This is a genomic window from Bartonella sp. AD13SXNS, from assembly GCF_042196465.1.
Lineage (GTDB): Bacteria > Pseudomonadota > Alphaproteobacteria > Rhizobiales > Rhizobiaceae > Bartonella.
In genome coordinates this window covers 304,069-327,230 of the sequence record NZ_JBHIQI010000001.1, presented here as the reverse complement: position 1 = coordinate 327,230, position 23,162 = coordinate 304,069, and the positions used below count along the sequence as shown (strand labels likewise).

Annotated in this window: 19 protein-coding genes; 8 read left to right on the top strand and 11 right to left on the bottom strand. The window is 37.4% G+C overall.

Features of this window, described 5'->3' with window-relative positions; all coding sequences use genetic code 11:
- Nucleotides 1-5 precede the first annotated feature (5 nt).
- The 5 genes from sdhD to rimM all read right to left on the bottom strand — a co-directional run bounded on the left by sdhD (nt 6) and on the right by rimM (nt 3,466).
- Entirely contained in the window at nt 6-392 is a 387-nt protein-coding gene (gene sdhD / locus ACFIMQ_RS01205) for a succinate dehydrogenase, hydrophobic membrane anchor protein (RefSeq protein ID WP_375703221.1), read from the bottom strand.
- Between the two features lie 18 nt (nt 393-410).
- Nucleotides 411-812 (bottom strand): succinate dehydrogenase, cytochrome b556 subunit, encoded by a 402-nt coding sequence (gene sdhC, locus ACFIMQ_RS01200; protein ID WP_375703220.1) that lies wholly within the window; start codon nt 810-812, stop codon nt 411-413.
- 477 nt (nt 813-1,289) lie between these two features.
- Nucleotides 1,290-1,730 carry a 50S ribosomal protein L19 gene (gene rplS / locus ACFIMQ_RS01195; protein ID WP_375615743.1) on the bottom strand — a complete coding sequence of 147 codons (441 nt, stop codon included), beginning with the start codon at nt 1,728-1,730 and terminating at the stop codon, nt 1,290-1,292.
- A gap of 212 nt (nt 1,731-1,942) precedes the next feature.
- Nucleotides 1,943-2,641, bottom strand: a complete 699-nt coding sequence (gene trmD / locus ACFIMQ_RS01190) for a tRNA (guanosine(37)-N1)-methyltransferase TrmD (RefSeq protein ID WP_375615742.1) — start codon at nt 2,639-2,641, stop codon at nt 1,943-1,945.
- Nucleotides 2,642-2,908: 267 nt separating this feature from the next.
- A complete protein-coding gene (gene rimM / locus ACFIMQ_RS01185) occupies nt 2,909-3,466 on the bottom strand; it encodes a ribosome maturation factor RimM (RefSeq protein ID WP_375703219.1) in 558 nt (185 codons plus the stop codon).
- A 131-nt stretch (nt 3,467-3,597) separates the two neighbouring features.
- Between rimM and ACFIMQ_RS01180 the strand changes: the two genes are divergently transcribed.
- Together ACFIMQ_RS01180 and ACFIMQ_RS01175 are read left to right on the top strand one after the other, a co-directional pair.
- Entirely contained in the window at nt 3,598-4,419 is an 822-nt protein-coding gene (locus tag ACFIMQ_RS01180; protein WP_375615740.1) for a SapC family protein, read from the top strand.
- A 3-nt stretch (nt 4,420-4,422) separates the two neighbouring features.
- Nucleotides 4,423-5,391 carry a tyrosine recombinase XerC gene (locus ACFIMQ_RS01175; RefSeq protein WP_375703218.1) on the top strand — a complete coding sequence of 323 codons (969 nt, stop codon included), beginning with the start codon at nt 4,423-4,425 and terminating at the stop codon, nt 5,389-5,391.
- A gap of 19 nt (nt 5,392-5,410) precedes the next feature.
- Here the strand turns inward: ACFIMQ_RS01175 and ACFIMQ_RS01170 are convergent, their stop codons facing one another.
- Nucleotides 5,411-5,683 carry a BolA family protein gene (locus tag ACFIMQ_RS01170; protein WP_375606020.1) on the bottom strand — a complete coding sequence of 91 codons (273 nt, stop codon included), beginning with the start codon at nt 5,681-5,683 and terminating at the stop codon, nt 5,411-5,413.
- 123 nt (nt 5,684-5,806) lie between these two features.
- Between ACFIMQ_RS01170 and ACFIMQ_RS01165 the strand changes: the two genes are divergently transcribed.
- The 3 genes from ACFIMQ_RS01165 (at nt 5,807) to cobT (ending at nt 9,522) form a co-directional block, all read left to right on the top strand.
- The gene (locus tag ACFIMQ_RS01165) at nt 5,807-6,427 is read left to right on the top strand and encodes a J domain-containing protein (RefSeq protein WP_375615738.1); all 621 of its coding nucleotides are present in this window, start codon (nt 5,807-5,809) and stop codon (nt 6,425-6,427) included.
- A 200-nt stretch (nt 6,428-6,627) separates the two neighbouring features.
- Nucleotides 6,628-7,608 (top strand): cobaltochelatase subunit CobS, encoded by a 981-nt coding sequence (gene cobS, locus ACFIMQ_RS01160; protein WP_375615737.1) that lies wholly within the window; start codon nt 6,628-6,630, stop codon nt 7,606-7,608.
- Nucleotides 7,609-7,623: 15 nt separating this feature from the next.
- Entirely contained in the window at nt 7,624-9,522 is a 1,899-nt protein-coding gene (cobT, locus tag ACFIMQ_RS01155; RefSeq protein WP_375615736.1) for a cobaltochelatase subunit CobT, read from the top strand.
- A gap of 517 nt (nt 9,523-10,039) precedes the next feature.
- On the opposite strand, the gene ACFIMQ_RS01150 is transcribed toward cobT, so the two are convergent.
- The 3 genes from ACFIMQ_RS01150 to rpmB all read right to left on the bottom strand — a co-directional run bounded on the left by ACFIMQ_RS01150 (nt 10,040) and on the right by rpmB (nt 11,999).
- Nucleotides 10,040-10,183, bottom strand: a complete 144-nt coding sequence (locus tag ACFIMQ_RS01150; protein ID WP_375606024.1) for a hypothetical protein — start codon at nt 10,181-10,183, stop codon at nt 10,040-10,042.
- 736 nt (nt 10,184-10,919) lie between these two features.
- Entirely contained in the window at nt 10,920-11,603 is a 684-nt protein-coding gene (locus tag ACFIMQ_RS01145) for a VUT family protein (RefSeq protein WP_375609043.1), read from the bottom strand.
- Between the two features lie 78 nt (nt 11,604-11,681).
- A complete protein-coding gene (gene rpmB / locus ACFIMQ_RS01140; protein WP_375606026.1) occupies nt 11,682-11,999 on the bottom strand; it encodes a 50S ribosomal protein L28 in 318 nt (105 codons plus the stop codon).
- Nucleotides 12,000-12,275: 276 nt separating this feature from the next.
- Between rpmB and ACFIMQ_RS01135 the strand changes: the two genes are divergently transcribed.
- From ACFIMQ_RS01135 to ACFIMQ_RS01125, 3 genes are all read left to right on the top strand, one after another.
- Entirely contained in the window at nt 12,276-13,064 is a 789-nt protein-coding gene (locus tag ACFIMQ_RS01135) for an SURF1 family protein (protein WP_375703217.1), read from the top strand.
- Between the two features lie 2,475 nt (nt 13,065-15,539).
- Complete coding sequence (gene purH / locus ACFIMQ_RS01130) at nt 15,540-17,159, top strand: bifunctional phosphoribosylaminoimidazolecarboxamide formyltransferase/IMP cyclohydrolase (protein ID WP_375703216.1); 1,620 nt, start codon at nt 15,540-15,542, stop codon at nt 17,157-17,159.
- 353 nt (nt 17,160-17,512) lie between these two features.
- Nucleotides 17,513-17,665, top strand: a complete 153-nt coding sequence (locus ACFIMQ_RS01125) for a DUF1127 domain-containing protein (protein ID WP_375615733.1) — start codon at nt 17,513-17,515, stop codon at nt 17,663-17,665.
- Between the two features lie 2,320 nt (nt 17,666-19,985).
- Here ACFIMQ_RS01125 and ACFIMQ_RS01120 read toward each other — a convergent pair.
- A complete protein-coding gene (locus tag ACFIMQ_RS01120; protein ID WP_375615732.1) occupies nt 19,986-21,731 on the bottom strand; it encodes a heparinase II/III family protein in 1,746 nt (581 codons plus the stop codon).
- Nucleotides 21,732-21,795: 64 nt separating this feature from the next.
- Nucleotides 21,796-23,160 carry an RsmB/NOP family class I SAM-dependent RNA methyltransferase gene (locus tag ACFIMQ_RS01115; RefSeq protein WP_375615731.1) on the bottom strand — a complete coding sequence of 455 codons (1,365 nt, stop codon included), beginning with the start codon at nt 23,158-23,160 and terminating at the stop codon, nt 21,796-21,798.
- Nucleotides 23,161-23,162: the final 2 nt, after the last annotated feature.

The following is a 23,162-nucleotide window of genomic DNA, read 5'->3' as shown; positions in this document are numbered from 1 at the left end:
TGTGTTTAACCCCCTAATGCGATTTTCAAAAGAGAAAAAATAATGACACCACCTATGAGAAAACAAAATAAAATATTTAATGCTAAAAAGAATATCCGGAAACCTTCACGTGGAATGTAATCTTCAATCACCACCTGCATACCAAGTTTCATATGATAAAGGACTGAAAAAGTCATCAATCCCATCAAAATAGCAACAATAGGGTGTGCAAGCCGTTCACGGACAATACTATAGTCTTTGCCTACAAGCGAAAGAATAAGAACAATAAAAAACATCAAAAGCGGTAGATTGATAACCCCTGTCAAACGCTGTAGCCAAAAATGCTCTGTTCCTTCATGAGCACTCCCATGCCCCCGTACTTTTCCAAGTTCCGTTCGAAAATCTTTTTTCATCTCTCTTTTCACCCCCAGCTAAACAATGCTATATCCAATAATCCAAATTATAAAAGTAATAATAAGAGAAATAAACACTGTTACCCAAGCAGTAACTGTTGCCTTTTCTTTTGCTAGGAGGCAAGGCATCGCATCCCACACAATGTGGCGAACACCACCAACCATGTGATGAACCCCTGCCAAAGTATAAAGAAACAAGATACACAATCCAAACCAAGAACTATAAATCTCATGAACTGTTTTGAATGCCTCCTCCCCACATGCAATAGCAATTAACCAAACAGCAAGAAAGACCATTCCAACATAAAGAGCCATACCTGTAACGCGATGCGCAATAGACATGGCCATAGTAATTGTCCAACGATAAATACTTATATGAGGGGAACGAGGGCGCTCTTTTATCCTAGTTGTCTCTGTCATAAAATATCCTGACATGGTTTTTACTGCAACCGTAACAAACGAGAAAGCTCGCATAAAACGACTAAATATATTATCTCGCTTTTACTTGTTTGGCATCTCAAATACCAATATTACAGGTCGGTTGTCTCAAATAACGGATTAAAGGTCACGCATAAAAAAAACCGATTACTCAACGGATATACTCCGCAAAACTTGCCTTAATCTAATACAATTTTATCTTCACGTCAAAGGTCTAACATCTTTTCTCAAATATAAACAGACATTTTTTCAAACTATCATTGTACTCTTGAGTATTCACGATATGTACAATGATATTCTAAATTTGATCCATTATTTAAGAATAAAAAAGACAAAAAATTTGATAGATTAAACATTTTTATGTCTCTTCACAGCCTTTTAAATGACAAAACGAATCACGAAAGACACAAATAAGCGGCATAAAAGCCGCTTTTGCATAAAGTTTAGCCGATATAATCTTTACTCAGCAACTTTCTTTTCAACATCTGTGCTTACGAGTGTTGCTTCTACTTTCTCAACAACCTTTTCAGCTTTTTTCCGATAATCTCTCTTTTCAGCGATACGCGCAGCTTTACCTCTCAAACCACGAAGATAATAAAGTTTTGCACGACGCACTTTACCACGGCGCACAAGCTCAACACCTTCAATCAAAGGAGAATAAACAGGAAATACCCGTTCCACTCCTTCACCGTAAGAAATCTTGCGTACTGTAAAGGTTTCATTCAACCCACCACCTGAACGTGCAATACAAACACCTTCATATGCCTGAACACGTGTCCGTGTACCTTCCGTCACACGCACCATAACACGAACTGTATCTCCTGGCTGAAAGGCTGGAAATTTGCGCTTTTCTTCAATTTTTGCACATTGTTCAGCTTCAAGCTGTGCGATAATATTCATTTCTTCTATCCTTCATGTTCTTTATCGAACAGTCAGAGCGCTCAACTCTTACCTAAAAAACCTTTAATTAAAGAAAAGGAGCTCTTTAGGTTATGCCTTACAACAGGAGCGAATACACCATTCCTTCATTTTAATTTTGGAACTACAGAAAACCTTTTATAAAAAAACTCTCTAAAAAGAGAGCCATGCAATACACCACCTTATCATATGAATCAAGTTTTCTGATGTTTTTTATCATAACGCGCATAAAGATCAGGACGACGTTGACGTGTTAGCAATTCGGCTTGGCTTTGACGCCAATCTGCAATCGCCTTGTGATGACCTGAGATCAACACAGGCGGAATCCCCCGTCCTTCGAAAAGAGAAGGGCGGGTATATTGCGGATGTTCTAGCAAACCATTTTCAAAACTTTCACACTTTGCAGAAGCTTCATTTCCCATCACTCCGGGGAGAAGGCGTATAATAGCATCTAAGATAACCAGTGCAGCTGCCTCACCCCCTGAAAGGATATAATCACCAATAGAGACTTCTTCTAATTCCCGTGCTTCTATAATCCGCTCATCAACACCTTCAAAACGTCCACAAACCAACGTTACGCCCGAATCACGAGCCAAGCTACGCGCATAAGCTTGATCAAAAGGGCGCCCACGTGGACTCATCAATAATCTTGGCGAATCCTGTGGATAACTATCAAGTGCAGCCGCTAATACATCTGCCCGCATCACCATACCAGCCCCCCCACCAGCTGGTGTATCATCAACGCTATGGTGTTTATCCAAAGCAAAATCCCTAATCTGCACAGTCTCCAGTGACCAAATCCCACGCTCTAAAGCTTGCCCTGCTAAAGAATACCCTAAAAAACCAGGAAACATTTCAGGATAAAGGGTTAAAACGCGCGCCTGAAACTTCATTTTTATTTTTTCATCCTCATTTTCTTAAACATACTCTTATAGAAAAAAGAGCACAAACCAAACCTTATAACGCTATAGCGTTAATCTAGATCTCCTCTATCTTCGCCATATTTAATATTATCCCTCTCTTCAATATTTTCACTTTGAAAATAAGACCTTTACTTTCAAATTGCCTCTAAGAATCCAAAAAACTTTTAGAAATCAAAATACCCCTCCTGCTTGGATCACTTGCATTATTAGCATTTTCTCTTTTTGATTTTTTTAGATTCAAGCCATTTCCTTTTTATCATTTTCTCCTCTATCGCTAAAACCAGCTGCCATGGGATCAACAACAAGAAAACCAGAATCCATACAAATTTCTGGTACCGCCGCCTTACTAAAGGGAATAAGAACTCTTTTACCCGTATTCAAACGTATTTCAAGCAAATCACCAGCCCCGAAATTAAAAAAACCACATACCTCACCTAAGATTTTTCCCCCACAATCTTGGACACACAAACCCATTAAATCGACTTGATAAAACTCATCCTCCATCAAATCATCAATTAATTGATCACGCATCACATAAAGGCGAATACCGTTTAAAGACTCAGCAGTATTACGATTTTCTACCCCTTTAAAACGTACAATCGCCTTATTTTTTTGCATGCGAAGAGTTATAATTTCATAAGAACGCCCCATATCATCATAAAGAGTACCATAAGACTTGAAACGCTGGAGGTCAGCACTTAAAATTCTAACAAAAACATCCCCTTTTATACCATGAGGCGTACCAATAATGGCAAGATAGACTTTATTTTTAAGCTTTTCTTTATTATACTTCATGCAAAAATATTATCTCTCAAAAATGAGCCCTTCAATCTTATAGTTTTCTATTCAATCTTGTTGCCATATGAGACAATCTTCCAAAAAGACCTTTCTTGGTGACAAAAACAAATTAATAAAGGAGAAGTCTTATGGCAAATATTATGCTATTTTACAAAGATATTACCCCAATCAACAAAGTTTCCCATAAAAATCTAAAATTTGCTCCTCCAAGTGATATGTCTTTTGCCAAAGATACGCACTGGGTTCCTTTAGCAAGTACTGAATATTTTCAAGCAGCACTAGACTATCCTATTTTATTTATGTGCGCCGAAGATGAACAAAAAAAACGGCACTATACATCCGCTGCTCTTGTAGGACTTTCTAACGACGAAAATGACTACATTACCTCTGATAAAAGTTGGAAAACCGATACTTATGTTCCCGCCTTTGTCCGCCGCTACCCTTTTGTTTTGGCACAAATTAGCAATGAAAAAGAACTTTCTGTTTGCTTTGATCAACAGTCAGGTATGTTTAATGAAGTTGCAGGAACAGAACTTTTTAATTCCGATGGCTCTATTTCTCCTTTTATGGAAGAACGTATTCGTTTTCTTGAAAGTTTTAAAATCGCTATGGAGAAAACCTCTGAGTTTATTGATGCCCTTGTGGAAATGGATCTTCTAAGCCAAAAATCAATCAATGTGAAAAACGATAAAGGTCTTTCAGCGCAATTGGAACATTTTTGGGTTGTTGATGAAGAAAAATTGAATAAGCTATCAGCAAGCCAACTTGCCAAACTTCATAAAAATGGCTTTTTAGGATTAATTTTTGCGCACTTGATGTCAACACACAACCTTTTAAAAATACTCTCTCTCAAAGGTGAAAAACAACTTATCAATCGTGAAGATCAATCCCACAGCAAAAATGGTCATTCTAACGACGAAAAATCTAAAAAGAAAGAAACCCTCAACTAGATAATGCCCATCAAAAACGACAAGAGAAAAGATGAAAATATTCCTCTCATTCCAGCAGACCATGCAATTTTAAACGCAAGGAAAAACTGGTTAGAGTGTCTCATACAAACACGTCGTCTATCCGCACAAACAGCGCAAGCTTATGAACGTGATACACGGCAATTTTTATCTTTTCTCTGTCAACACTTAAGCCATACACCAACCCTTACAGATCTTGCTAATTTACGCGTTAGTGACTTGCGTGCTTATCTTGCTTATCGGCGAACAAATAATGTAAGTGCGCGCTCTTTAAGCCGAGGGGTGGCAGGCATCCGTTCTTTTTTCAAATACTTATCACGTGAAGGAATCGTCAATGTTCCCGCGGCTCAACTTATCCGAAGCCCCAAACACCCCAAATCGCTCCCAAAACCTTTAGCGATAAAATCAGCACTCCACATAGTCAAACAAGAAAATCAACTGGAAAGTGAACCTTGGATTACCGCTCGTAATGCTGCTGTCCTCATGCTTCTTTATGGCTGTGGAATGCGAATATCAGAAGCCTTAAGCCTCACACCAGAACAATTTTCTGATCCTGAAAAAACAAGTTTATTTATAACGGGAAAAGGGGGAAAAACACGCCTTGTTCCCCTCATAAAAATTGTTTACGAAGCCGTACAAAATTATCTTCAATGTTGCCCACATCCTTTAATAGACAACCAACCCATGTTTCGTGGTGCGCGGGGTGGTCCCCTACAGCCTGCCATTATTCAGAAAGCTGTCCGTAATTTACGTGCAAGTCTTGGTTTACCAGAAACTGCCACGCCTCATACACTACGCCATTCTTTTGCCACTCATCTTTTATCAAGGGGGGGAGATTTGCGCACAATTCAAGAACTTCTTGGGCATGCTAGCCTTTCCACCACACAAACCTATACCCATGTCGATACAGATCATTTGTTAGAAATTTATCAAAAGGCACATCCTCGCTCTTAACGGCTTCTCATCAAAAAAATCAAAGAGTTTCAACCTCAAGTGCCAAAGCGTGAACACAAGTAGCAAGCTCTTCTTTTAAAACTTGATAAATCGCTCGATGTATTTCTACACGCGTCATATTGGAAAAAGAAGAAGATAAAATTTTCACCCGAAAATGTGTTTCTCCTTTACCATCAAAAGCATGTTCATCATGAGGATGTCCCTCATGAAGATGACTTTCGTTAATCACTTCCAGTTTCTGCGGATGAAAAGCATCCTGAAGCTTTCTGTTGATGATTGTTTCTATAGACATTTTTCATTCCTCAAACAAAATGAACGTGCAAAAATACACTTTTTCATAATAGAATAAGTGTGAAAACAAATTTTTCAAAAGTCAATTCTTGTAAAATTGATCAATTTTGCATAAACCAAGAATATGACAATAACATCTAAATTATTCGATTCAATTCGCATAAGCTCAAATAAAAAACAAAAAGCTGAGCCAGAAGCACAACAGTGTCAGTGGGAAGGTTGTGAAAAAACAGGGACTCATAAAGCACCGGCAGGACGAAATCACGAAGGGCAATATCTATATTTTTGTATTGAACACGTACGCGCTTATAATAAAAATTTTAATTACTTCTCTGGTCTTAGCAATAAAGATATCGCAAAATTCCAAAAGGATGCTCTTACAGGGCATCGACCAACATGGCCTACAGATCTGAGCAATAGTACATTGAAAAAAACAGCCGCTAATTATGCAAAGATTCGCTCTGGAACAGCTGCCTATCAAAATCGTATGCGCGATCCTTTTACGCTTTTTACTGAGCGGCATTCAAAAAATAATTTCTCACGGAAATTAAAACCCTTAGAGGCGAAAGCTTTTGATACACTGGGACTACAAGCAAACGCTTCAGCAGAAGATATCAAAATGAAATATAAAGAGTTGGTAAAAAAACACCATCCCGATTCCAATGGTGGTAACCGTGCTTCAGAAGAGCGCTTTCGCGATGTTTTACATGCTTATAATTTGCTAAAAAAATCTGGTTTGTGCTAAAAACACGCGCTTATATGAACCCATTCTCATTTAGACTATGATGATTTGCACAAAATATTATTTTTTGTAAAACGTTATAGAACAGTAAGCAAGATCTTTCTGCAACTCTAAAGCTCTCGTTATAGAGCATTGCATAAATGCTTTAACTCTTGTATCGTTTTCTAATGAATAAATAGCGTCCTTTCCCTTCCAGAAACACAATGACAAATCTTACCGTTGAAAATTTGCCCGATATTACACTTTGCGCTCGTGATCTGTTTCACATTGAAACAGATATGAAAATCCCCGCTTTTAGCACAAAAAGCCCCCATGTCCCTGATATCGATCCCGATTATCTTTTTGATCAGCAAACAACTTTAGCGATTCTCGCAGGTTTTACCTTTAACCGTCGTGTAATGGTTTCCGGCTATCACGGTACAGGGAAATCAACGCATATTGAACAAGTTGCTGCCCGTCTTAACTGGCCTTGTCTTCGCATTAATCTTGACAGTCACGTAAGTCGTATCGATCTTGTAGGAAAAGACGCTATCGTTTTAAAAGATGGCTTACAAATCACTGAATTTAAAGAGGGCATTTTGCCCTGGGCTTATCAAAATAATGTTGCTCTTGTTTTCGACGAATATGATGCGGGGCGTCCCGATGTTATGTTTGTCATTCAACGCGTTCTTGAAACTTCTGGAAAACTAAGCTTACTTGATCAAAGCCGTGTCATCTCTCCACATCCAGCGTTTCGTCTTTTTGCAACAGCAAATACCATTGGTCTTGGCGATACAACCGGTCTTTATCATGGTACCCAACAAATTAATCAAGCTCAAATGGACCGCTGGTCTATTGTTGCGATACTCAATTATTTACCCCATGATAAAGAGGTTGATATCATTTGTTCAAAGGTCAAATCTTTTCAAACGACTGAAAGAAAAAAGATAATTTCACAAATGGTTCATGTTGCTGATATGGTACGCCAATCTTTTATCAATGGAGATCTTTCAACTGTCATGAGTCCACGTACCGTCATTACTTGGGCAGAAAATACAACAATTTTTCAAGATGTCGGCTTTGCCTTCCGATTAACCTTTCTCAATAAATGTGATGAACTCGAACGTGCCACTGTTGCAGAATTTTATCAACGCGCCTTTGGACAAGAGCTTCCCGAATCATTCATGCAGGGCGTCTTGTCTTAAAGGAGTATGTCAATCATGGCTATCGACTTTAACGACAAAAGCAAGAATCTGACAAATAACGCTTCACCCAAAATTCTTAATAATGAAACTTTTAAGAGAGCTCTTTCCACCTGTATGCGTGCAATTGCTGGAACATCTCACCTAGAAGTTTCCTTTAGTTCCAACAGACCCTCTTTGAGCGAAAGTTGTGCACGTTTACCAGAATTACCTCAATACGCAACGAATAAAGACATCACCATTACCCGCGGATTAGGTGATTCCATGGCTCTACGCAAAGCATGGCATGATAACCGCATTCACATGCAATTTGCTCCACTAGAATCAGAAGCACGTGCTGTCTTTGATGCTCTCGAACAAACACGTGTTGAAGCAATTGGCACGTTAACCATGGAGGGGCTTGCAAAAAACCTTGATGTCATGCTCGCCGATAAATACAAAAGAGCCCATTATCATAAGATTAGCAACCAAAGTGAGGCTCCCATCCAAGAAGCGATTGCACTTTTATTGCGTGAAAAAGTAACAAAGCGCCCTGCCCCAAAAGAAGCAGGCCCTGTTTTAGAATTGTGGCGTCAAGAACTCGAACAAAAAGCCGCAGCAGAGCTTAATGAACTTACACATCATATTTACAACCAACAGACTTTTGCACAGATTGTTCGCCAAATGCTTGTTACACTCAAAATGACAGTACAACAAGCTGAAGCTTCTAACAGTGAAAACAATAAAAAATTAAAAAACGAATATGAACCTCAAGACCAAGCAGAAGAAGAGAGTAAAAACAAAAAACACGCTCAAAGTGAAGAACAAACCAGCACTGAACAAGAAAGTGATGTGCAAGACGACGGAAAAACACAAGCGACACAATCAAACAACAATGATCAAGCTGACGGCGAGCAAAAAAATGGACCTTGGCAAGAAAAGCCGCACAAACCCAAACACCTTTTTTCTGATTCGGAACAAATGGAAAGACTTGGCAATTATCAAATATTCACCCGTCAATTTGATGAAATTTTGGAAGCAACAGATTTTTGTTCTGAAAACGAGTTAGATCACTTACGCCGTTATCTTGATAAGCAAATCAATCATCTCCAAAACATCGTTGGGCGTTTAGCAAACCGTCTCCAGCGCCGCTTGATGGCGCAACAAAATCGCAACTGGAACTTTGACCTTGAAGAAGGATATCTTGATACAGCACGGCTTCCACGTCTAATTATTGACCCCATGCAACCCCTTTCTTTTAAAATGGAAAGTAATACCCAATTTCGGGATACAGTTGTTTCACTTCTCATTGATAATTCTGGCTCAATGCGCGGACGCCCCATTAGCGTTGCTGCAAGTTGTGCCGATATTTTGGCACAAACTCTTGAACGTTGTGGTGTCAAAGTTGAAATTTTAGGTTTTACCACTAAAACTTGGAAAGGAGGAAAATCACGCGAACAATGGCTTAACCAAAACAAACCCCATAATCCTGGACGTCTTAATGATTTATGCCATATCATCTATAAAAGTGCTGATACCCCATGGCGTCGAGCGCGACGCAATTTAGGTTTGATGATGCAAGAAGGATTATTAAAAGAAAATATTGATGGAGAAGCTTTGATTTGGGCGCATCAACGCCTTTTATTACGGCGTGAACAACGTCGCATTCTTATGGTCATTTCTGATGGTGCTCCTGTTGACGATTCGACACTATCGGTCAACTCCAGCAATTATCTAGAAAAACATTTACGCGCAGTGATTCAAGAAATCCAAACCCATTCCCCCATCGAACTCATCGCCATTGGAATTGGTCATGACGTCACACGTTATTATCAACGTGCTGTAACAATTATGAATGCTGAAGAACTTGCCGACGCGATAACAAAACAATTAGAAGTACTTTTTAGTGATAAAAGTCCTCATAGTTATAAGAAATAAGCCTTCCTTGAATCAACAACGATTACATTTTAAAAAATTATTTCTATCATTAAACCATCGGAATTTGATGGCTAAAAACCTGAGAAGATAATCCCACAAATTGAATATAAAACTTTAAGGAAGGCTTCTACTTTACTAGATGCATTATGAATTCTAAAAGAAATGCTCTAACCATCTTCAAAAATTATAATGAGTTTGCTTTTACTTTCCGGTTTTATTGCAACGGATAAGTTTTACTTGGAATTCTCCATTTACGACCGTATCCCAAAGTGCCATTTAAATTAAAAGACTGAATAATCACCCGTTTTTGTCTCGATCTTGTGTTATTTCCCTATATTTTAGATATTGAAAGACACGTAGACAAAACAATATCTCTACTAAACATGCCTCTAAAATGTTGCTCTCACAGAAAATATAATACTTAACCTTTCATCTTCAGTAAAACGAGAAGATAAAATTCGTATTTATGATACAGACAAGAAGAATAATCCAAAGAGGCTGTTTTAAACACTAAGAATTATTTTATAAAAGAATCAGCATAAATGGATTCATAGCGATTTTTCGGCAAAATTGCTAAAAGCAAACGACAAGCCAAACTGACACTCCATAACCATTCCAAAACAGTACTCTCCACAAGTGAATGATCAACATAAGCTCCCATCTCATTAATAAAAGCAAAAACCTTTACTCACATAAAATATAAGAAAAAACACGAAAAAAAGAATATTGCTTCATTCACGAAAAAGAACACACCGTTATATAGTGTATTCGCACGCGCCTACTCGAAGAAACATTTCACCTTGAAGCCGATTTCACGACAGTACCCATATATAGCATAATGTAGAATTCGGAATCATCCTTTACGCTTTACAAGCAAAAAGCCAACAGCAGAAACCTATTTTCAAGCTTCCAATATTTTAAGGTCAATCAGTATACTTCCAGCGTCTAATATTGCACTTTTATTGCATTAAAGCTCTTCATAAGAAGTATTTCCTTTTCAAATGGCGTTGTCTCCACGCCAATTTCTCTTGTAACATAGACAAATAAATAATTTTTATTCACTCAATAATAAAAGTATTTAAAACGCGTAAAAGTTTATGATATTGGACTTTTTCACTCAAATGAAAAACATAATTATCATTTTTTTTCACCTTAAACCGCTCATAAGAAGTATATTTAGCCCCTTCTCAAACAATTTTATTCACATTGCCTTCTTGTGAGATACAAACAAATGACTCTATTTCTTCCTCACAAGAGAATTTTGAAAGAAGAAAAGTGTTTTGTGTTAGAGTTCTTACTTAAGTTGGTAAATGATAAAGTATCATTATAAATAACGTGCCATACTAAACATAGCGTACAATTTTTTTGGCTTCAGGAAAACAAAAAGACAAAGACTATTATTTGTTACAAACAAAAGAGGAAGCATCCTTTGAATGCCCTCGATAAAGAGGAAGCTTTATAATGTTAAGAATTGTCCCATAAGGAATCAACATAAACAGACTCATAACAATTTTTACCGAAAAATCACCAAAAGCAAGTGAGAGCCAAACTGGCATGCCTATTCCTCCCAAAACAGTACTTTCCACCAGAGAACTATCAGCATAGCCTGTTATCCTATCAAGAACGGCAAAAAAGCTAGAAAAAGCAAGAGAAAAAAACAGCACTGTATCCAAAGCCGAACCAACCAATGCTGCTGCTAAAGGCGCTTTCCACCATGTTTTACGTCGCAACGGAGTAAAAACAATAATATCAAGGAGTTGCCCAAATAAAAAAGCCAGACTAGAGGCAATTGCAAGCCGTGGGGTCGCCAATACCCAAGAAACAAAGACACCCGCAAAAAAACCAGCATAAACCACACGCCGCGCAGCAGATGGACCATAAAAACGATTGGTCAAATCATTAATCAGAAAAGCAAATGGATAGGTAAAAGCCCCATAAGTCAACAGCTCATTCAAATCAAACCAGTAGACAGGATATTGAACAAAAATATTAGAAGCAGTGACAGCAAGGCACATTGCTAAAATAGAAAAAACAATATACCTTTTCTTTTGCTGTTCTAATAAAGGACCGCTTGAAGACATTTTTTTTAACCTGGGGTATGGAACCAAATAAAGTAGAGCGATCAAAAAGAAAAAAGCCGGAAACAATGACGCTAAAAATTACGCTGCTTGCTCAGCTTTTTTCTCACCTTCTTGCTCAGATTTCTTCTTAATGATTTGGCGCTTTAACAAACGCGCACGTTGCGATAACTCTTTATCGTCTGCTTTCATTAAAAAAACATCAAGACCACCACGGTGCTCAACAGAACGCAACGCACTTGCAGAAATGCGCAAGCGATAACTTTGCTGTAACACTTCTGAAATCAATGTCACATTGCAAAGATTTGGTAAAAAACGACGCCGAGTCTTATTATTTGCATGGCTAACATTATTACCATACAGAACCGTCTTCCCTGTCAATTCACATGCACGAGACATAAACTTCACCCTTAAAACTCTAAGAAACTTTCAAATCCCTATACCCAAAGGATAGAATGAACGTAAAGCACGCACAACACTACCTCGAACGGGCACCATTGGGAAGTTTCTTTCTAATAGGGGGTCGACAACAAAAGGTCAAGTCTTTTATAAAACCTTTTTCATCTCTTATGGGAGCATTTTTCATCTTTTTCTGCAATAAGGCGTACAAAATGTTTTTTTAAAGTCACACCATGTTAGAATGAAAGCTTATTGTCCTGAAAGGAAATATAAATCATGAGTAAACAAGCGTCCCCCATGACAAAGCTTCAGGACAATCCCAACCGTTTTTCTTCTTTTTTGTTTGGAACTTTATGTGTTTGTTTTTTTCTTCTCTTCAGCGCATTAGGTATATGGCAAATACAACGGTTAAACTGGAAAACAAATCTTATCACCAGTGCCAATCAGCGCGTTCACTTGCCCCCCATAAAAGCCCCTCCCAAAAATCAATGGGCAGATGTTACTTTTGAAAAATATGAATATCAACCTGTTGTTATCACGGGAAAATTTTTAACAGATAAAAATATTTTGGTCACGGCTACCGCTCAAAATACTACGGGATATTGGGTTTTGACTCCTTTACAAACCACTAATGACAATACATTGACCTTTATCAACCGTGGTTTTATCCCCATGGATGAACGTAACAATTTTCAAAACTCAGAGCAATTGGATACAAATGCCCCATCTCAGCAACATTCTACCACGGACACAGAACAAACAACGATCATAGGTTTATTACGCATGAGTGAAAAAAATGGATTTTTTCCACGCAAAAATAATCCTGACAAAAATTTATGGTATACGCGCGATCTCCCCGCTATGGCACAAAAACTTGGTTTGTCTACTGTTGCCCCTTATTTCATTGATGCCGGGAAAAAAACAACCCCACAAGCAAACCTTCCCGTTTCTGGTCTTACGATTGTACATTTTCGAAACAATCATCTCGTTTATGCAATCACGTGGTTTATTTTAGCCGCTGGGATGTTAGGAGCTTTTCTTTTTCTGCTAAGGCAAAAAAACTAAAAAATTAAAAGTAAAATACCCATCCCCCAATATAGTCTCATTAATATGCTTCATAATAGAACATATCTTAACGCTGTTGTATTAAACACACCATAAAATCTGTTTTTTCAAGAAATAATAGTTTGATAATCCTATCATTTTATAACTAAAAAAGACTTCAGATATCGTAAGACTCTTTCACTTCAAATCTTCTTATGCTGAAGCAATCAAAATCATTCTCTTGGCTCCCCACAAGCAAAGATAACCGCACGGATAAAATTATTGAAAATAAATACCTCTTCCATCTCAAGGACCAAGAGTTGTTAAAATATTGAGAACCGATCAAGAATTAAGAATACCGACTTGCGCTTTTATTTAGTAAAAATCATAGGCATACAATGAATCTGTTATCCTATTCACGAAGAATTTACACGATACTCTTCAAAAGACCATCATAAAATAGGGAGTAATTCATTAAAAAATGTCTCTTTAAAATACACACACGTGAATTGGCACCATAATAGTATTTTATTGTGCACGAAAATCGTGACCTCATTAAAGAAGCAATGCACAAAAATGTGAAGCAATGCATTATCCTCATTCTAAAAAACCACTCTAAAAAAACATTGTTATAAACGCTTTTGAAAAAACTAACACACAATTTAAAAATAACAGGCAAGATGGGCACTCATTTCTATTATATTTTTGCCTCATTTGATTGTTTGCCGTTTCAGAGATTACTCAAATTTATATACGTAATCCTCTGATCTGTATCGAACATACAAAATCATAGAGCAGAAAACGTATGGATGCGTTTTTTATTTCAAACCTGCTGCTTCATGAAGATGAGATGTTGCGTTACAAGAAACAAAAGCTTTATGAGACATAACATACTATAAATTCACCAATATACCCGCAATGGATTGGAGAAATATGCTAAATTTTAAGATAATTAATAACAACAACAATAATATACTTAGCTTTGCGTTTATTTATTTTAGTAAGCACTCGTACATATTCTTTTTTTCTTTGCACCATATTCATAAAGATCAGCTTAACAATAATCTATGGACAATCTTTGGCGAGGAAACATAAGAAGAAACCCGACACAACAACAAAGCTTTTCGTATCTTGATCATCAATAATACTTTGATTTATAATAATAATTCATTGTTTTGTATGTTGAATGAGAGTCCCGAATATCTTAAGATTCTCTCATTTCAAATTTATTTATTTTGAATCAACAAAAACCATGTCTGTTGCACATTATAAGCAGGATGAGCGTGTGGATAAAATTTGTATAAGAAAGGCTAAAAATGGCTCTTATGAATCGTCTCAAGTGCCAAAATCTTGTAGCAACACCCACGAACTGGCAAATTGTGTGATGGTACCGGCTTATTACTTCAAAAGCACTAAACTCATTGAAAAAATTTATTATCTTTTCTTTTTCTGATCAAAGTCCTTTTGCACATGAATTACATCCAATTGACATCAAACATTCTAAATTTAGAACATATCTCCATAGTTTTCATTCCCATCTATGGAATTGCCTCGCTGAAATAACAGAGATTTCTTATGAAAGTATAAAACTATGTCAAGAAATATATATGAGAGGGTAAAGGTAAGCGTGCTTATCATCGTATAAACTTTTAAAATAGTATTGTGTTTTTATGCATTTGCTTTGACAAGATATCTTGTTTTGTTCTCAATTTCATCTTTTGACGGTGCTTATAAAGGATAAGCCTCCACGGTGCTTCATTTTTAGGTTTAGTCAAGGTATAAGCAAATATTATCTTATTTCTCAGCTCTCACTTTTACTCTATTTTTGCATTTAGGGAATGTATAAGAAAAGTTTTTGTTTCTGAATGCGAGGGATAAAATGAGAAAATCTAATAGTGTTCAGTGCCATCATTCAATATAGAAAACTAAATTACTATTCTAAATCAATTTATAGTAAGCAAAGATCTGCTTCTTTTTGGCTTCCTCGCACCATATCAAAGCATGAAGATTTTTAACCCAATCTGGTTTGTAAACAATCCGGATTCTTACCGTGTGTATTTCTCATGTAAAACAGAACGTCATTGACTTGCTAATTCACGAGCTTTTTTTCAAGAAACATTTCTTAAAGCACCCAAGCTCATTTCACGGCAGCGCCCATGAAGAGTATAACGGTAATCCATTGAGCACCTCTATCTTTACGCTTGATCTTCCTATTCATACGATTACAAAGGGTCTACAAAAAAGAACTATCTTAAGAATATTGACCATGCACTAAAACAACATTTAATGTATCAATGAAACGTGTATATCCTCTATCACCACATCTTCAATGACAGCATTCCAAGATAACAGAATAATAGAAAAAAGATGAGTCATTCTTAGTGTATTTTAACAAAGGAGTTTATTCTTTCAGTGTATTTTTCTAAAGGCTTATGCTATAAATGTATAAGTTTATTTTTCTGAAATTTTAACTCTTTCATTTTTAAGGCTTCTATAATGGGTGTTGTTGCCAAAAATTTTCCCATACCTGATCTTCATCAGATTCGTCGTGTTCTTCTTTCTGTATCTGATAAAACAGGTGTTGTTGCATTTGCACAAGCCCTTCATGCGAATTATAATATTGAATTGATTTCAACAGGAGGAACAGCCCAAGCACTCATAGCTGCTGGTTTACCCGTAAAAGATGTTGCTGAAGTTACCGGATTTCCTGAAATAATGGATGGGCGTGTTAAAACACTCCACCCTTTGATTCATGGTGCTTTGTTAGGGGTAAGAGAAAATCCTAGCCATAAAGATGCCATGGAAAAGAACAACATTCATGGAATTGATCTTTTAGTTGTGAATCTTTATCCTTTTGAAGAGACAGTCCAATCAGGCGCCGACAATCAAACAATTCTTGAAAATATTGATATCGGCGGACCGGCAATGATTCGCGCAGCGGCAAAAAATTATGCTTATACCGGTGTTGTAACAGCGATAAACGACTATGATTCGATTCTAGCCGAATTAAAACAGCATAACGGATGTTTAAGCTTATCCACACGTCGTCAGCTAGCAATGCGCGCTTATGCCCACACTGCTGCTTATGATACGGCAATAGCAGCGTGGTTTGCACGGGATTTAAAAATTGAAATGCCATCGTGGCAGAGTTTTTCTGGCCATCTTGAGAGTATTATGCGCTATGGAGAAAATCCACATCAACAAGCAGCATTTTATCGCAATAATGAAAAGCGTTTTGGTATTGCAACAGCAAGACTTTTACAAGGCAAAGCGCTCTCTTATAACAACCTGAATGATACAGATGCAGCCTTTGAACTTGTGGCAGAATTTGATCCGCAAAAAACTGCTGCTGTTGCTCTTATTAAACATGCCAATCCTTGTGGTGTTGCAGAAGGCAAAAATTTGAAAGAAGCTTATTTGAAAGCTCTTATGTGTGATAATGTATCGGCATTTGGTGGAATTGTTGCTTTAAATCAGCCCCTTGATGAAGAATGTGCAGAAGAGATTGTTAAAATTTTTACAGAAGTGATTATTGCACCTGATGCCACAATGGCGGCACGTGAAATTATTGCAAAGAAAAAAAATCTTCGTTTGCTTATTACAGGTGGTATCCCTAATCCACGTTGTGGAGGACTTCTTGCTAAAACATTAGCGGGAGGCATTTTAGTGCAATCGCGTGATAATGTGGTGGTTGATGATCTTAAATTGCAAGTGGTGACAAAGCGGGCACCAACTCAAGATGAAATGCGTGATCTTCAATTTGCTTTTCGTGTAGCAAAACACGTTAAATCGAATGCTATTGTTTACGCAAAAAATAGTGCAACAGTTGGAATTGGAGCTGGACAAATGAGCCGCATTGATTCAGCAAAAATTGCTGCAAGTAAAGCAGCAGAAAGTGCGCTAAGAGCAGGCTTAACAGAAACTCTCACTAAAGGGTCTGTTGTTGCATCAGATGCATTTTTTCCTTTTGCCGATGGTTTATTAGCAGCAGCTGAAGCAGGTGCAACAGCAATTATTCAACCAGGAGGCTCCATGCGTGATGAAGAAGTTATCACAGCTGCTGATGAGCAAGGTTTAGCTATGATCTTTACAGGAACACGACATTTCCGACATTAATCATTTTGTGGTTTTCCCTTCATATAAGATAAATATTTCAAGGAATTTTTCATAATCGTCATCTGTCGATTGATAACTGTTGCAATGAGAGCAGTTATTTAATTCAAAGAATCTACGCGTAATGAATAAATTTATCACCACAACGAACAAACATAATTTAGCCATTGTTTTAGAGATAGAACAGCGTAGTCATTATTAACTTTAATAGTCTGTCCTTATTATATGAGACAAGTGTTAAAGCGGTTTCTTTTATGTGTAGATGCATACCTGTTATGACATTATAGCACAACTATTTTTAGTAATATGTTCTATCTTTAAACTAAAAAGTGTAATATAAAATTTGAGTAGAGGACATGAATATTCTACGTTCTTATAGGAATTGGCGTCGTTATCGTCGAACCGTTAACGCATTGAACCGTCTTTCAACAGATGAGCTGAGTGATCTTGGCATTTATCGAGGTAATATTAAGTCCATTGCACGGCATTATTCGTATAGATCTTTCTAAAAGTTGTTTGAAGTTGAGAGAATGCTTATGTATGAGAAAATGAGCGTTGTGCAGTTGGTTATTATGACTTCATTTTTAGTATAATAGCAAAAAGCAGAAAGAATATTTATATTTTTTCCACATGTCGTTGCTATGTGTTATTTTTTGAATTCTTAATGCTTTTATAATGAACTACATTTGATTTATAAAAAGAGTTTATTGTTTTCCACATTGAATGAGAAGTTCTGATATTGTAGGCTTTTTCCATTTCAAATTGGTTCATGTTCAATCAATAAAAATCATTCGCTTGCATATCACAAGCGAGGTTGGCGTATAGGCAAAAAAACAATCAAGAAAGAAATAAAAAAAACTTTTATAAACACTCTCAAGAGCACAAGGCTATCGCACAACATTGAGCGTAGACAAAGTAGAGTACCAGCTTGCGCTTTTATTAAGCGTAAAGATGGAAGTGCGTGCGAGTATATGCAAAACTCTAGTGGAGTATCATGTCAATGTTTTTATGCCCAAACAAAGATTATCATAGATCCCCATCAATTTGATTTTTATAAATATAACGCAAAAAACATGTATGAATACTTGTAACAAAAGCAAAGCTTGAGGAGCATTCGTAAAACTAAGTGTGTGATTGTCATTGTTTGCTTAAATATCTGATAAAATCCGAAATATTTCCCCAATCCAGCACTGGTATGTTTTACCTTTTATGATATCGTTATACTTCTAAAGCCCGTACTGTTTTCTGTTGCTTATCAATCAACACCCCCAATCTTAACACAGTAATAATGTAAGATTAAGATGGCTTAATGCTTTTCTATATCAGCTTTTTATGCAAGATGGTGACAGAAAATATTGAATATATAGATTTGGTTTACTCCTAAAATGGTAAACAACCTAATTCGACAAGAAAAGAAAATCTTAAAGATAAAAACCCATTCTTATCTTTATTATAATTTTTTACTTTGCTTTACAATTTTCAAAAGCATTGAGAATAATAGTTTTAAAGAATGGAGATTACGCATGATCACACCTTTTTCTCTCACTCTTTAATAAAATCGTATCCCTCAGGCAAAATAAAAGATCCAAAATTAAAACGACATTATATGCTGCACATTCACACGATTTTGTTTTAAGGAAACATCCCTCAATGCTTGTGATCCCCCTCTCATGATAACATTTATGAAGAATCATAAAATCTCCTGAGCATTATCTCCTTTATGCTTATGAAGAAACAAACCGGCACCATCACACACTTTGCCAGCTTGTGGGTGTGTCGGACAGCCTTTAGCACGTAAAACAATTCAGAAGAGCTATTTTTAGTCCTTTCTTGATCGTTTTTTTGCCTATACGCCAACCTCGCTTGTGATATGCAAACAAGTGATTTTGATTGATTCAACATACACAAATTTGAAATCAAAAGAATCTTACAATATTCGGGGGGGTAATTCAACATAAATAACTATAAATTATCTTTATAAATCAATATCTTGTATGTTTAATAAAGGAACAAATTATAACATCATGCCATTTTCCAGCCCCCTCATGTTGTAATAATCCTCGATACTTAAGAGTGTTCAGAAGAGCTATTTTATTCCTTTCTTCCATAGGTTTTATCTACACGCCAAGTCTTCTTATAACGTACAAACCTATACTTTTAGTTGCCTCACTATAAACAGATTTGTAAAGAGAGAATCTCACAATTTTCGAATTTTAAGTTTTAAAAAATAATTGTTATAAATCAATATGTTAATCTCTTTAAAAATGTGAAAAATAAAGCATCATCCACATTCTTTAAAAGCTGTTATTCTAGATGCTTTGAAAAATCATAAAGCAAAATAAAAAGAAACGGTAAAAATGGGAGACACAATAACCCTACACCATTTACGGGAGATTTTTACGCTATATTCTATACGGATTCCATCGTAAAATGGGAACAATAAACATTGAACGATATTTCCTTAAAACAAGAATGTGCATTTGCAGGAAAACATTTGACTATCTTAAACATGCAGCTCTCTCAGAGATAAATATTGATCACAACAGTACATGCAAAAACTTTCTAAGACACGCAACAGCTTGACTTTTTCTCCACACTTTTAAAGGATAAAAATTCTTAACCAATACCGATCTGTCAAAAATTCTGTTTCTCTGGAACCAATCCCCTTAGCACCACCTCATGAGATTCTATAGGTAAACCTTTCCTAAGAATATCCATCACATACTCTAAAAAGCACCTCATGTATAAAAATTTACATGGCCTTCAAATTTTGAAAATATTACCACAATAAGCGATGATGTTTCGCGGTATGAAGATAAAATATATGAACTATAGATCAGAACATTGTTTTGATTTTTTATCAAATGCTTTACGGATAAAACGCCAACGAACTTTTTCCTGCAATGCAGGGCGAAAATATAAAACAATTTGTTGCGTCCGTTGTGGACCTGTTAATTCCGCAAAATCAATTGAATCTTCAAGACAAATATCCGCATCAGGCGAAATAAAATACCATACTTGCCCGTTCTTTACGTGCTCATTTTTTATGGCTAAACACACACGCTTGCCATCATAATTAACTTCAACTTGTGGATGAAGATGAAAGCGAACAGCAACATGATTCTGTTCACTTTGCGCACTCTTATGTCTCTTTCTCCCTTTATCTGGCATAAAAAAGCGATCAAACCCCTCGATCATATCTCCATTTGTCGCCAAAATAAGACCACGCTCATGAATAAGATTAAAAGAGCGCACATAACCATTATGACTCGCAATAAAACCTGTCTTCTCTGAATCCTCTATACGGCGCACTTGAACATCCGTTGGTCCATCAAACAAAAAGGAAGCGCCATTTTTCTTTTTTTTATAAAAAACGCCCACCGAACAATCATTAAGCGTAGCTGTAGAATGGGCTGCAGTAACACGCCCTAAATGTCGATAATCTTCCCGCCCATCAGGATTAACACCGGCATTGATAATAAAACGGTGCCCTTGTGAAGACATTTCAAAAGACAAACACCCCGAACAAGCCTGCTGCGCTACAGAGCGAGGTGGAAACTTTCCTGTATCTGCAAGCACTGTTGTTTGATTGGCTTTTAAGCGCTGAAATCCTGAATAACGGGCATAACTAAAAGGATGCCCCCCTGTTTCATCAAGCTCCAAAAGTGATGATAATCGTTCCGACACAAGAGGACCAACCCCATTAAAATGGGCCAACGTTTGATCCTCATGGATAAAGAATCGTAAAGCTGGCAACATACGCTCAACAGAATCAATCAAAATACGGGGTGCTGTTTCATTGCTACGCATAAAAAGATGCCGTAACGACAATAAATCCGATAACAAATTCAGCAAAATAACAGGACTACGGGAAATATGCCCACCATCAACTAAGATTTGACGTGAAAGCTCCTCTATAAGCGTCGTTTGTACCTTTTTTTTCACTGCCGCAGAAACAGGCAAAGCAAGAGAGGCGAAAGTCAAAGCTGTCGCTGCTTGTAAACGTTGATCATCATACTCCATACTGCAAATTGTTACGCGCAAATAACGAAATTGCAAACCAAGCGCACGTAAAAAGCGTTTTTCAAACCGCTCACTTGCCCCCTCTAACAACATTTTTGAATGACAAATCCACGAAATCAAGCGCCGTGCCACAACAGGACTACTCCAAGCAAGCCCTTTTACCTTCTTACCAGCATGATCAAGCCAATCTTCTAAAAGAGAGCGTGCATGTGCAGAAGCTAAATTACTTTCTGCTGCCTCCATATGGCGCAACCAATGAAAATCATGTAGAGCCGTTTCCCATTCAAGCGTTGGGGGAACCAATGAAAATGGAGAAACAGCACCAGAATGAACCACATGACGAGCAAAAGCAAAACGACCATGATAAAATTCATGGGCCATCATTGGGTCAGCCACATGCAAATCAATAGGATGTGCTAAAATTTTATGAGGGCGGAATCCTGAAAATCGCCAGCGAAACAATGGTCCAACCCATAAACGCCGCATAAAGTGCTGCAGCGTATCGACATAGGCCACCACTTTTACCTGAGGAGCTTTTACTGCAACCGCCAAAATTTTATCTCCATTTATGCTGAATCAAATACAATTTCGACCATTTTTGTAAATGAAGCGTTAATTAAGCAATTTTTCGTAAGCGCGCAGCGAAAAAACCATCCATTCCTAAAAATGCAGTTTTCTCAGCATCGAAATTTTTATGACAAAAATCCGCAGGCGTTGTACGCAACATCCCCTCACAAAGCAAATGTGCCAGTGCTCCCATTTCCTCTGGATAAATAGGTTCTAAAACAATATCGTTGCGTGTTGATAAAATTTTTTCAATGAGATCTTCACCTTCTTCTCTTGCCAAGGAACAATTGGAAAAAACAATACGTCCCCCCTCCTTTACTAAGCCAATTGCTGCGACAAGCAACTCATATTGCAACGCCGCTAACTTGATAATGTCTTCCCTCGACTTCGTCCATAAAATATCCGGATGACGACGAATTGTTCCTGTAGAAGAACAAGGAGCATCAAGAAGAACCGCATCAAAAAGCTGTGTGGGGTGGAAATTTCTCACATCACCCTGCCAAGTTTGAACTAAAAAATCAAGCCGTTCCATATTTTCTTTTAAACGCCTTACGCGGTTAGCAGAAAGCTCAATTGCTGTCACTTCTGCCCCCTGCAAAGCCAATTGTGCTGTTTTCCCCCCAGGGCTTGCACAAAGATCAGCAACGCGTTTACCCCGAATATTCCCAAGTAAACAAGCAGGCAAGGCTGCGGCAAAATCTTGAACCCACCAAGCTCCTTCACAATAGCCTGGTAAATCAGAAACAGAACACTCCAGACGATTCAATCGAACAGAGCCATTAGGCAACACAACACCGCCAAGTCTTTCAGCCCATCCAACGCTATCAGATTTCACTGTCAAATCGAGAGGGGGTTCCATACTTTGAATTGCTATAATCTGATGTGCCTTTTCTGTTCCATAAGCTGACACTAAAAGCTGTCCAAACCACGCTGGAACACCTTCAATGGTAGGAACTTGTTGGCATAAAAGCTCTGCCTCACGCGCAACATTGCGCAAAAGAGCATTCACAACCCCTGAAAAACGATGCATACGAGGATCAAGTTTTGCCACACGTACAGCTAAATCAATAGCCGCATGATCAGGAATATCAAGATAAAGAATTTGTGCGACACTGATATGCAAAAGATGCTGAAGTGAAAGTGCTTGTGAAGGCAAAGGACGCATCAAAAATCGTGAGAAAGCCGCTATAATCTGCCCTCGATGACGTAATGAAGCTATCAAAATAGCCCGACACAACAAACGATCTCGTTGTGAAAGTTTTAAATAGTGTGGATGTCCGTGTTCATTATCCGTCAAACCAGAAAGAGGCGTACACTTATCAACCACCGCCCCTAAAAGGCGCACACACACCTGCCGAACAGCTAATCCTGGAACATTTTTTTCAGACACATGCCCCGCTTTTTTGTGTTTCAAAA